The sequence below is a fragment of the Frigidibacter sp. RF13 genome, from assembly GCF_026626305.1.
Classification (GTDB): Bacteria; Pseudomonadota; Alphaproteobacteria; order Rhodobacterales; family Rhodobacteraceae; genus TMP-24.
Window position 1 is genome coordinate 774,115 of record NZ_JAPNUE010000001.1, and the last position, 11,670, is coordinate 785,784.

General features: G+C 64.1%; 9 protein-coding genes. 4 read left to right on the forward strand and 5 right to left on the reverse strand.

The genetic code is table 11. The features are described 5' to 3' along the window. Positions 1-55 precede the first annotated feature (55 nt). The 4 genes from yghX to OU426_RS03800 all read right to left on the reverse strand — a co-directional run bounded on the left by yghX (position 56) and on the right by OU426_RS03800 (position 4,660). Positions 56-964, reverse strand: coding sequence for a YghX family hydrolase (yghX, locus tag OU426_RS03785; RefSeq protein ID WP_267632507.1), 909 nt, complete (start codon positions 962-964; stop codon positions 56-58). A 118-nt stretch (positions 965-1,082) separates the two neighbouring features. Then, positions 1,083-2,516 carry an NAD(P)(+) transhydrogenase (Re/Si-specific) subunit beta gene (locus tag OU426_RS03790; protein WP_267632508.1) on the reverse strand — a complete coding sequence of 478 codons (1,434 nt, stop codon included), beginning with the start codon at positions 2,514-2,516 and terminating at the stop codon, positions 1,083-1,085. A 13-nt stretch (positions 2,517-2,529) separates the two neighbouring features. Continuing rightward, positions 2,530-4,104: a Re/Si-specific NAD(P)(+) transhydrogenase subunit alpha gene (locus OU426_RS03795; protein WP_267632509.1), complete on the reverse strand. Its 1,575-nt coding sequence runs from the start codon at positions 4,102-4,104 to the stop codon at positions 2,530-2,532. A 112-nt stretch (positions 4,105-4,216) separates the two neighbouring features. Then, positions 4,217-4,660, reverse strand: coding sequence for a methyltransferase family protein (locus tag OU426_RS03800; RefSeq protein ID WP_267632510.1), 444 nt, complete (start codon positions 4,658-4,660; stop codon positions 4,217-4,219). A gap of 137 nt (positions 4,661-4,797) precedes the next feature. Here OU426_RS03800 and kynU point away from each other — a divergent pair, with 137 nt between their 5' ends. From kynU to OU426_RS03820, 4 genes are all read left to right on the forward strand, one after another. Then, the gene (gene kynU / locus OU426_RS03805) at positions 4,798-5,994 is read left to right on the forward strand and encodes a kynureninase (protein WP_267632511.1); all 1,197 of its coding nucleotides are present in this window, start codon (positions 4,798-4,800) and stop codon (positions 5,992-5,994) included. Then, positions 5,991-6,476: a GNAT family N-acetyltransferase gene (locus tag OU426_RS03810; RefSeq protein WP_267632512.1), complete on the forward strand. Its 486-nt coding sequence runs from the start codon at positions 5,991-5,993 to the stop codon at positions 6,474-6,476. Before kynU ends, OU426_RS03810 begins: the two co-directional genes overlap by 4 nt. Before the next feature lie 154 nt (positions 6,477-6,630). After that, complete coding sequence (gene kynA / locus OU426_RS03815) at positions 6,631-7,467, forward strand: tryptophan 2,3-dioxygenase (RefSeq protein ID WP_267632513.1); 837 nt, start codon at positions 6,631-6,633, stop codon at positions 7,465-7,467. 299 nt (positions 7,468-7,766) lie between these two features. After that, the gene (locus OU426_RS03820; RefSeq protein ID WP_267632514.1) at positions 7,767-10,874 is read left to right on the forward strand and encodes a Hint domain-containing protein; all 3,108 of its coding nucleotides are present in this window, start codon (positions 7,767-7,769) and stop codon (positions 10,872-10,874) included. A gap of 43 nt (positions 10,875-10,917) precedes the next feature. On the opposite strand, the gene OU426_RS03825 is transcribed toward OU426_RS03820, so the two are convergent. Then, complete coding sequence (locus OU426_RS03825) at positions 10,918-11,670, reverse strand: ABC transporter ATP-binding protein (RefSeq protein ID WP_267632515.1); 753 nt, start codon at positions 11,668-11,670, stop codon at positions 10,918-10,920.

The following is an 11,670-nucleotide window of genomic DNA, read 5'->3' on the forward strand; positions in this document are numbered from 1 at the left end:
CGGGTCAGCGCTACCGGAATGTCAAGCCGAGGCTTTCCTGTGCAATCTCTGCCGGTCAGCCCAGTTTTTCAGCGAAGAAGTCAAGGGTTCTCGCCCAAGCGAGTTCCGCCGCCGCCTGATCGTATCGCGGCGTCGTATCGTTGTGGAAGCCGTGGTTCACGCCCTCGTAGACATAGGCAGTGTAGCGCTTGCCGTGCGCCTTCAGCGCCGCTTCATAGTCCGGCCAGCCTGCGTTGATGCGTTCATCGAGGCCCGCGTAATGCAGAAGCAGCGGTGTCTCGATCTTCGGCACGTCATCTGTCGCGGGCTGGCGGCCGTAGAAGGGGACCGAGGCCGCGAGGTCGGGATAGGCGACCGCCAGCGCATTGCAGACCCCGCCACCGTAGCAGAAGCCCACCGCGCCGACCTTGCCGGTCGAACCGTCATGGCCGCGCAGGAACTCGAAGGCGGCGAAGAAATCGGCCATCAGTTTCGCCGGGTCGAGTGTCGATTGCATCTCGCGACCCTGATCGTCATTGCCGGGATAGCCGCCGAGCAGCGAGAGCCCATCGGGACCGAAGGCGAGGTAACCCGCCTTGGCAGTTCGGCGCACCACATCCTCGATATAGGGATTGAGGCCGCGGTTCTCGTGCACGACCAGAACGGCAGGCAGTTTGCCGGTTGCACCTGCGGGTTTCGCCATCAGCCCGCTGATCCGGCCGTTGCCCTCGGGGCTGTCATATTCGGCACGTGCGGTCTCGATTGCCGGATCGTCGGGGGCGACCTGCGCCGCCAGCGCGTAATTGGGCTGCAATTGGGCAAGGATCGCCGCCCCCGTCACCCCGGCGGCCGCATATTTGCCCGCCTGTTCGATGAAGGCGCGCTTGGTCATACGACCATGCACATAGCCTTCAAAAATCTCCAGGATACGCGGGTCGAAGTCCTTGGCGCTTTTGCGTGCGCCTGGGCGATCCGGTCTGTTCATCACATCCTCCCTCAGCAGCGAAGCCGGAAGGATAGCGCAGAACCGGGATACGGCGGCGCACAAAAAAGTGACCCCGCCGTATCGGGCGGGGTCTCGCTTGTTTCATTTGGAGAGTGGGTCAGTCGATCATCGGCAGCAGGCTGTCGAGGCTCTTCTTCGCGTCGCCGTAGAACATCCGCGTGTTGTCCTTGTAGAAGAGCGGGTTCTCGATCCCGGAATAGCCGGTCCCCTGCCCGCGCTTCGAGACGAACACCTGTTTGGCCTTCCAGCATTCCAGCACCGGCATCCCGGCGATGGGGCTGTTGGGGTCCTCCTGCGCCGCCGGGTTCACGATGTCGTTCGAGCCGATAACGATGGCCACGTCGGTTTCCGGGAAGTCCTCGTTGATCTCGTCCATTTCCAGAACGATGTCGTAAGGCACCTTGGCCTCGGCGAGCAACACGTTCATGTGGCCGGGCAGGCGCCCGGCGACCGGGTGGATGGCGAAACGGACGTTCTTGCCCTTGGCCCGTAGCTTGCGGGTCAGTTCGCTGACCGACTGTTGGGCCTGCGCCACCGCCATGCCGTAGCCCGGGATGATGATCACGCTATCGGCCTCATTCAACGCCGCCGCCACGCCCTCGGCGTCGATGGCGATCTGTTCGCCCGTCACTTCCATCTGCGGGCCGGTGGTATTGCCGAAACCGCCCAGAATCACGCTGATGAACGAGCGGTTCATCGCCTTGCACATGATGTAGCTGAGGATCGCACCCGAGGAACCAACCAGCGCGCCGACGACGATCAGAAGGTCATTGGACAGCGAGAAGCCGATCGCCGCCGCCGCCCAGCCGGAATAGCTGTTCAGCATCGAGACGACGACCGGCATGTCCGCGCCGCCGATCCCCATGATCAGGTGATAGCCGATGAAAAGCGCCGCAAGCGTCATCAGGACCAGGGGCAGAATGCCGCCGGTACTGAAGTACCAAAAGAGGCAAACGACAGAGAGAACCGCCGCGACGATGTTCAGAAGATGCCCGCCCGGCAGCTTTTTCGCCTTGCCGTCAACCTTGCCCGCAAGCTTGCCGTAGGCGATGACCGAGCCGGTGAACGTCACCGCCCCGATGAAGATGCCGAGGAACAGCTCGACCCTGAGGATCGACAGTTCAACCGGAGCCTTGTGCGCAAGAACCGCGCCGAAACCGGTGAGCGCGGCGCGGGCAGTCTCGTCCAGACCGCTAACATGGGCGGCCTCCAGATGGGCGTTGTAGCCGATGAAGACGGCAGCGAGGCCGACGAGCGAGTGCATCGCCGCCACAAGCTGCGGCATCTCGGTCATCTGGACGCGCTGCGCGACGATCCAGCCGAGGATGCCGCCGCCCGCCACCAAGAGAAGCGACAGCCACCAGAGGCCGGCACCGGGCCCGTAGAGTGTGGCGAGGACGGCGAGCGCCATCCCGGCGATCCCGTACCAGACCGCACGCTTGGCGCTTTCCTGCCCGGAGAGGCCGCCGAGCGAGAGGATGAAGAGAACCGCCGCGACAACATAGGCGGAGGTTGTGAAACCATAATCCATTCAGCGTGCCCCCTTACGACTTCTGGAACATGGCGAGCATGCGCCGGGTGACCATGAAGCCGCCGAAAATGTTGATCCCGGCCATGAAGACCGAGAGCGCGGCCAGAAGGATCACCAGGAACGACCCCGATCCGATCTGCATGAGCGCGCCCAGGATGATGATCGACGAGATCGCGTTCGTGACCGCCATCAAGGGCGTGTGCAGCGAATGCGAGACGTTCCAGATGACCTGGAAGCCCACGAAGACGGAAAGCACGAAGACGATGAAGTGCGACATGAAGCTTGCGGGCGCATAAAGCCCCGCCAGCAGCATCAGCGCGCCGCCTACCGCCAGTAGTGTCACCTGGCTGCGGGTCTGGGCCTTGAAGGCGGCCACTTCCTGCGCGCGGCGTTCTTCCGGCGTCAGCTCCTTGGCCTTCTCCTTGGGCTTCGCGGCAGCAATCGCCTGGATCTTCGGCGGCGGCGGCGGGAAGGTGATCTCGCCCTTGTGCGTCACCGTCGCGCCCCGGATCACGTCATCTTCCATATTGTGGTTCACGACCCCGTCCTTGGCGGGCGTGAGGTCTGTCATCATATGGCGGATGTTCGTCGAATAGAGGGTCGATGCCTGCGCCGCCATGCGGCTGGGGAAATCGGTATAACCGACGATGGTCACGCCGTTCGGCGTCACGATCTTTTCGTCCTTCACCGTCAGCTCGCAGTTGCCACCGCGTTCGGCGGCGAGGTCGACGATGACGGAACCGGGCTTCATCGCCTCGACCATGTCCTTGGTCCACAGAACCGGCGCGTCGCGGCCCGGGATGAGCGCTGTCGAGATGACGATATCCATCTCGGGCGCCAGTTCGCGGAACTTCTTCAGCTGCGCTTCGCGGAACTCAGGGCTTGAAGGCGCGGCATAACCGCCGGTGGCGGCGCCGTCCTGTGTCTGCTCGGCGAAGTCGAGATAGACGAACTCCGCGCCCATCGATTCGATCTGTTCGGCCACTTCGGGGCGGACGTCGAACGCATAGGTGATGGCGCCTAGGCTCGTGGACGTGCCGATAGCGGCAAGCCCGGCGACACCCGCGCCAATGATCAGCACCTTTGCGGGCGGCACCTTGCCCGCCGCCGTCACCTGACCGGTGAAGAAGCGACCGAAATTGTTCCCTGCCTCGATCACCGCGCGGTAGCCCGCGATATTGGCCATGGACGACAGCGCGTCCATCTTCTGCGCCCGGCTGATGCGCGGCACCATGTCCATGGCGATGACCGTGGCACCTTGCTTGTTCGCAAGTTCCAGCAGGTCCTTGCTCTGCGCCGGATAGAAGAAAGAAATCAGCGTTTGCCCCTCGGCCAGCCGCTTGGCCTCAGATTCGGTCGGCGGCCGCACCTTGGCCACCACATCGACTGCCTTGAACAGCGCGGCCGCGGTCTTGACGACCGTCACGCCCGCCGCCTCATAGGCCGCGTCCGAGAAACCGGCGGCCTGCCCGGCTCCGCTCTCGACATAGCATTCGTGACCAAGCTTCTTCAATTGCAAGGCAGACTCGGGCGTCATCGCCACCCGGTTCTCGCCCGCGAAAATCTCTTTCGGTGCGCCGATCTTCACCCCGTCCCTCCCGTATTATTTTACCATTTGGTAAAAATATGCGCGACTACGCACGGCAAAGCAAGAATCTTTCTCGCCTCGCTGCGTTGCGGCAATATACGGGAACCTGCGCCTAAATCCAGCGCCGGGTTGCCTCCTGATAGCGGAAATAATCCTCGCCGAACACGCGCGCCAGCCGCGCCTCTTCGGGTTCGATGAAACGCCGTGATATCAAGCGCATGAAGGACGGCACCAGCGGCAGCGCGATCCACGCGCCCCAACTGATGAAGAGCCCGGTCAGAAAGACCGCGTCGGCGAGATAGATCGGATTGCGGCTCAGGCTGAAGAGGCCACGCGTCACCAGACGGGTCGGGTTCCTGTGGGGAATCACCGTCGTTCCGGCCTGCATCATCTGCAGCGCGGCCAGGACGAACATCGCCAGCGCGGCGATCACCAACAGCGCGCCGAGTTGCGGCGCGAAGGGCAGATGCAGCGGCAGGACAGAGCCAAGCGCACCGCCCAGCATCGCGAAGCCGGCAAGCCAGACAGGCGGATAATCCACTTCACGCGAAATCATTCAGTCACTCCGGTTCGCGCGACATTTGTGCCGCGAGATTCCGGCAAGTCCTTGGCGCAGGCAAGGAAAAAGCTGGAAAACGAACCCGAACTATTTTAAACATGAAATAAATCCCGACAGGAGCGCACAGGATCGTCATGACCACCGATTTCGCCGCCACCCGCGCCGCCTTTGCCCTGCCGGAGGGCGTGATCTATCTGGACGGCAACTCGCTCGGCCCCCTGCCCCGCGCGGCAGCCGCGCGCCTGACCCATGCGGCCGAAAAGGAATGGGGCGAGATGCTGATCACCGGCTGGAACAGGGCCGGATGGATGGACCTTCCACAATCGCTCGGTGACCGGATCGGGCGGTTGATCGGGGCGCCGAAGGGGACGGTGGTGCTGGGTGATACCCTGTCGATCAAGGTCTATCAGGCGCTCGCCTCCGCGCTGGAGCTGAACCCCGGCCGTAGGGTGATCCTGTCCGACACCGGCAATTTCCCGTCCGACCTTTACATGGCAGACGGGCTCGCCCGCACGCTCGGGCAGGGCTATGCCTTGCGGACCGTGGCACCGGAAGAGGTCGAGGCGGCGATCTCCCCGGACATTGCGGTCCTGATGTTGACCGAGGTCGATTACCGCACGGGCCGCAAGCACGACATGGCCCGGCTGATCGCCAAGGCGCACGATGTGGGTGCGCTTATGGTCTGGGACCTCGCACATTCGGCGGGCGCAATCCCGGTCGACGTCAGCGGCGCGGATGCCGATTTCGCGGTGGGTTGCACGTACAAATATCTCAATTCCGGCCCCGGTGGCCCGGCCTTCATCTATGTCGCCCCCCGGCTCGCTGACCGGGTCCGCCCGGCGCTGTCGGGTTGGCTGGGCCATGAGGCGCCTTTTGCCTTTGACCTTGACTACCGGCCGGGATCGGGGATCGAGCGGATGCGGGTCGGCACGCCGCCGATCCTGCAGATGCGGGCGCTGGAAGCGTCGATGGATATCTGGGACCAGGCCGAGATGGCCGATGTCCGCGCCTGTTCGATCGACCTGACCGAGGCGTTCATCAGGGGGGTCGAGGCCAGCTGCCCCGACCTGACACTCGCCTCGCCCCGCAACCCTGACGAGCGCGGCAGCCAGGTCAGCTTCCGGCATCCCGAAGGCTACGCGATCATGCAGGCGCTGATCGCCCGGGGCGTCATCGGCGATTTCCGCGCGCCCGACATCCTGCGTTTCGGCTTCACGCCGCTATACACGACGATGGCGGATGTGGAGGGCGCGGTGGCGATCCTGTCCGAGATCATGACCGGCTCGCTTTGGGACCGGCCTGAGTACAAGACCCGGGCGAAGGTAACATGACACTGACGATCCGCCCTTACCGGCCCGAAGACCGCGCAGCCGCCGCCCATATCTTCTACCGCGCGGTACGCGAGGGGGCGGCGGATCACTATGACGCAGACCAGCGCGCCGCTTGGGCGCCTTCGCCTGAGCCAGACTACGCCTCTCCGAGCAAGTTGGAGCGTCAGTGGTGCTGGATTGCCGAGCGCGACGGCGCGCCCGTTGGCTTCATGTCTTTGGAGCGTGACGGCTATCTCGACATGGCCTTCGTCCTGCCCGAGGAAATGGGGCGCGGCACCGCACGCGCGCTCTATGCGGCGCTGATCGAACGGGCACGGGCCGAGGGCCTGCGGCGCCTGTGGGTAACGGGCAGCCACCTCGCGCGGCGGTTCTTCCTTGCCCGCGACTGGCGCGTGGTCTGGATGGAAAATCTCCATGCGGACGGTCAGGTCTATCAGGTCTTCCGGATGGTTGTTGATCTGGACGGGCCGAACGATGATTGACCGGCCCTTCACCCGCGAGCCGTACCTGGCCCGCCCCGGCGCCTGGGCCTGCCTCTGGCGCAGCATGGGCGTGAAGGCCGCCGTTGCCGCCCGTCTGCACTGAGCTGAGGCCCCGGGCGGTGACGCCCGTTTCACCTTTGCAACGGAGACACAGATGACCAACAGCTACGATCCCTCGTCCGAAGGCGCGCAAATGTCGTTCGACGGCCGCATGTCCTATGGCGACTACCTCGCGCTTGACCGCATCCTGACCGCGCAGAAACCGCTCAGCGCCGCGCATGACGAGATGCTCTTCATCATCCAGCACCAGACATCGGAACTCTGGATGAAGCTCGCGCTGCACGAGATCGGCGCCGCGCGCGCCTCGATCCTCTCTGGCGCGCTGGAACCCGCCTTCAAGATGCTTGCCCGTGTCGCGCGGATCATGGAACAGCTCAATTCCGCCTGGGATGTGCTCAGGACCATGACGCCGTCCGACTACACGACCTTCCGCGAAAGCCTCGGACAGTCCTCGGGCTTCCAGTCCTGGCAATATAGACTGATCGAATTCGCCGCCGGCAACCGCAATGCGGCGATGCTGCAACCCCATGCCCATCGCCCGGACGTGAGCGAGCGGCTGAAGGCGGAACTGGCACGCCCTTCGATCTATGACGCGGCACTACTGGCGTTGAACCGTGCGGGCATCGACGTTCCCGAAGACATCTTGAACCGCGACGTGAGCCTGCCCTGGGTCGCCGACGACAGGGTCGAGGCCGCCTGGGCAAAGGTCTATGCCGACCCTGCGCGCCACTGGACACTCTACGATCTGGCCGAAAAGCTCGTCGATTTCGAGGATTACTTTCGCCGCTGGCGCTTCAACCATGTCACCACGGTCGAGCGCGTCATCGGCTTAAAACGTGGCACCGGCGGCACGCAGGGCGTAAGCTATCTGAAGCGAATGCTTGAGGTCGAACTCTTCCCCGAGCTGTGGCGCGTCCGCACAGCGCTCTAGACCAGACGCGATCGGAAAAGCATGCGTCGGCGCCAGTATACTCTGTGTCGGCGCCGACACTCATTCGCAAAACGCGATGGAGTATTTTGATTACTTATCTGACCGTTTGATAAAATAAATACCGATACGAAACAACCCCTTACGCGGATCAATTGCGGGTTGATTGATGCCATGTTGCATCATGTAATTACCCAAGCCGCGCCACATTTGCGCCTTCAGTTCACTTTAACCGCACGGGTATATTATCCGTCGGGCACTAGACCAACGGTAAAGAGTAAATTTGGTAAAAGGTTTCGGGCATGCCTACGGGCTATCTAGTCTCCCTCGGCGGAAACAACGCACTGAACAGCGGCGACGGGATCGGCGGCACGCCGATCACCTTCACCACCCAATCGACGATCGGCACTGGCTCCTGGACCTGGTCCGGGGTCTGGACGGGCGACGGCCAGTTCTATTCGAACATCACCGACAACGGTACCTATTATCTGGGCACCGACGGCAACGTCTATTTCGTGCCCGCCACATGGACGATCAGCAGCGGCAGCGCGACGGCGACCACGTCGCCGACATTCGCGCCGATCATGGGCACGTCGGGCAATGACGCGGCAATAGCGGGCACCGCCGGGAACGATACGATCTACGGAGGCGCCTCCACCAGCGCGACGGGGACCAGCAATGATACGATAAGCGGCGCAGCCGGAAATGACGTCATCTTCGCCGGCGACGGCAACGACAGCATTACCGGCGGCACCGTCGCCGACACAATCTATGGCGGCGCGGGCACCGACACGATCAGCTATTCCACCGCCGGATCAGCCGTAAACGTCAATCTCGCCTACGGGACCGGCTCGGTAGGCGACGCTGCGGGCGATACGTTCACCGGCGTCGAGAATATCACAGGTTCAGGCTTCAACGACCGTCTGGTGGGCGATTCCGGTGCCAACAGCATCTCGGGCGGCGCGGGTAACGACACGATTGTTGCGGGGGCCGGGAGCGACACGATCGTCGGCGGCGACGGCGCGGATTCGCTATCGGGCGGGGCCGGAAACGACAGCATCTCGGGCGGGCTCGGGGCAGATGTCATCGCCGGGGGAACAGGCGCCGATACGATCGACGGCGGCGACGGCAACGACACGATCTACGGCGGCACCGCGACCGGACAGGAAGGCATCGGCGGGACATCGACGCTCGGGACGTCCTTCACCGCGATCAGTCTCGGCACCTTCGCCGATGTCGACCCGACCGAGGGCAACGGCACTTCGGAAAATGCGGCGAACCTGCTGACGACCTTCGGCAGCGCCGGGTCGCCACTTCACAATAACTTCGTCTCGATCACCACCTTCGACACGAACGGCGATGGCAACGTCGACGACAACGACGACAATGTTTTGAGCGATACGATCACCATCAATGGCGTCACCGTATCGCTCGACTCGACGCAGACCTATTTCGCCGCCGTCACCTTCACCGACGGCACCACCGGCAGCTTCACCGCGGTCGTCATCCAGACCACCACGGGTCAGGTCTATCTGCTGCCGGAACTGAGCACTAACGCCGATAATACCCTCCTGACCAGCAAGCCGATCCAGTCGGTCACCTTCACCGGGGTCGAGGTCAATGACACGTTCATGGCAGCGACCCGGCTTGACGCCGACTGGCAGGTCCCCGCCGTCGATACATCGAACGATTCCATCCTCGGCGGCGCCGGCAACGATTCGATCGATGCGAGCGGCGGCAACGACACGGTCGATGGCGGCACGGGCGCGGACATCATCCTTGGCGGCGCGGGCGACGATACGATCCGGCTGACGGGCGTATTCGGCAATGACACGATCACCGGCGGCGAGACGGGCGAAACCTCGGGCGATCTGATCGACGCGACCGCGATCACCGCGAACGAGACGCTGACCTTCACCGGTAACGAGACGGGAACGCTCTCGGACAGCACCTCGACCGCGAGCTTCAGCCAGATCGAGCGCTTCCAGCTCGGCTCCGGCAATGACACGGTCAATGCCTCGGCCACCACCTCGGGCGTGAATGTCGACGCGGGCGCGGGCAATGACAGCATGCTCGGCGGCTCGGGCGCGGACACGCTGACCGGCGGGCTAGGCAACGACAGCATTTCGGGCGGCGCCGGAAACGATAGCCTTTTCGGCGGCGACGGTGATGACACGGTCGCCGGTGGCGCGGGTGCCGATCTGCTGAACGGCGGCGCTGGCATGGACTTCGCCGACTACAGCGCTTCATCGGCAGGCGTAAACGTCAATCTGACCACGAATACCGGCACTGGCGGCGACGCGCAGGGTGACACGCTTGCCGGGATCGACGGCATCATTGGCTCGGCGCAAGGCGACACGCTCGTCGGCTATGATGGCCAGAGCACCGTACCGGGCGACACGTGGACGAACGCCTTCTATGGCGGCGGCGGCAACGATTCGCTCGACGGCATGGGGGGCGACGATTCGCTTTACGGCGGTACCGGCAGTGACACGGTGATCGGCGGGGCGGGCAACGACCTGCTCGACGGGGGCGATGGCGCGGACACGATTGATGGCGGGTCCGGCAGTGACACAATGTACGGCGGCCTTGGCAGCGATCTCTTCACCGGTCTCGGTATCGGCGATGTGGTTGATGGCGGCGAGGATACGCCCTCGACCGAGAACGACGTCCTTGACCTCTTCGGCTCGGGCTGGACCAAGGCCACCACCAACATCCTCTATGCCGGCGGCAATAACGAGGCGGGCACCGTCCAGTTCCTCGACGGCGGCGGCAATATCCTCGGCACGATGTCCTTCTCGAACATCGAGACGGTCATCCCCTGCTTCACCCCCGGCACGCTGATCGACACGATCGCGGGCCCCCGCCCGGTCGAGGACCTCAGACCCGGCGACATGATCCTGACCCGCGACAGCGGCTACCGCCCGCTGCGCTGGGTGGGCCGCCGCGACCTGAGCCTCGCCGACATCGTCGCGAACCCTGCCTTCCGCCCGGTGCGGATCCGCCAGGGCGCGCTCGGCCCGGCCGAGCCTGCCCGCGACATGCTTGTCTCGCCCCAGCACCGCTTCCTGATCACCGGCGTCGGGGCGGAACTGGTCTCGGGCGAAAGCGAGGTCCTGGTCGCCGCCCTGCATCTCATGGGCCAGCCCGGGATCGAACAGATCGCGCCGCATCAGGGCGTCTGCTATATCCATATCTTCTTTGAAGAGCATGAAATCGTCCGCTCCGACGGCAGCTGGAGCGAAAGCTTCCAGCCCGGCCTCGCCACCATCTCGGCCATCGAGGAAGCCCAGCGCGACGAACTCCTCGCCCTCTTCCCGGACCTCGCAAACCCGGAAGGCCCCGCCACCTACCCGGCCGCCCGTACCTCCCTCAAGCCACACGAAGCAAGAGCCGCGCTGGCGCACTGATAGCTGCATGGCCCCCAAGGGCGGGCTGTCGCCCGGAGTGCCGTCAGAGCATCCTGTCGGCGCTTGCCTCGAAGAGGCTGCGGGCATAGTCGGTCGTCATGCGGGCACCCGCAAGATCGTCGCGCGTCAGTTCCTCGACCGCGCTTCCGTGCTGCATGACGAGTACCCGGTCGCACATATGGTCGATGACGGCGAGGTCATGGCTGACCATCAGGAAGGTCAGGCCCCGTTCGGCGCGGAGGCGGTTGAGGAGGTTCAGTGTTTCGGCCTGCACGGAAGCATCGAGCGCCGAAGTCGGTTCGTCGAGCAGCAGGATTTCAGGTTTCAGCATGAGAGCCCGGGCAATCGCCACACGCTGACGCTGACCGCCTGAGAGCTGGTGGGGGTAGCGGAAGCGGAAGGCCGATGGCAGGCCGACATCGGCCAGAGCCTCCTGCACGCGGCGGTCAGTATCGCCGATGCCGTGGATGGCGAGCGGTTCCGACAGCGCCCGGTCTACCGTATGGCGGGGGTGGAGCGAGCCGTAAGGATCCTGAAACACCATCTGCACGCGGGCGGCAAAGCCACGATCGCGCGGCTCGGGGATCTTTTCGCCCGCAATGCGGATCGCGCCGCCCGTGACCGGGGCGAGGCCGCAGATCGCCCGCAGGATCGTTGACTTGCCTGACCCGCTTTCGCCCACAAGGCCGTAGCTTTCCCGCGCACCGACGGTGAGGCTGACACCCTCGACTGCGCGCACCAGATGGCCCTTGGCGCGGAAATGGACGGTCAGATTGTCGATCTCGATCAAGGACAT

Coding starts and splice junctions, on each gene's coding strand:
- yghX (WP_267632507.1), bottom strand. CDS start 964: ATGAACAGACCGGATCGCCCAGGCGCACGCAAAAGCGCCAAGGACTTC.
- OU426_RS03790 (WP_267632508.1), bottom strand. CDS start 2,516: ATGGATTATGGTTTCACAACCTCCGCCTATGTTGTCGCGGCGGTTCTC.
- OU426_RS03800 (WP_267632510.1), bottom strand. CDS start 4,660: ATGATTTCGCGTGAAGTGGATTATCCGCCTGTCTGGCTTGCCGGCTTC.
- kynU (WP_267632511.1), top strand. CDS start 4,798: ATGACCACCGATTTCGCCGCCACCCGCGCCGCCTTTGCCCTGCCGGAG.
- OU426_RS03810 (WP_267632512.1), top strand. CDS start 5,991: ATGACACTGACGATCCGCCCTTACCGGCCCGAAGACCGCGCAGCCGCC.
- kynA (WP_267632513.1), top strand. CDS start 6,631: ATGACCAACAGCTACGATCCCTCGTCCGAAGGCGCGCAAATGTCGTTC.
- OU426_RS03820 (WP_267632514.1), top strand. CDS start 7,767: ATGCCTACGGGCTATCTAGTCTCCCTCGGCGGAAACAACGCACTGAAC.
- OU426_RS03825 (WP_267632515.1), bottom strand. CDS start 11,670: ATGTCCTTGATCGAGATCGACAATCTGACCGTCCATTTCCGCGCCAAG.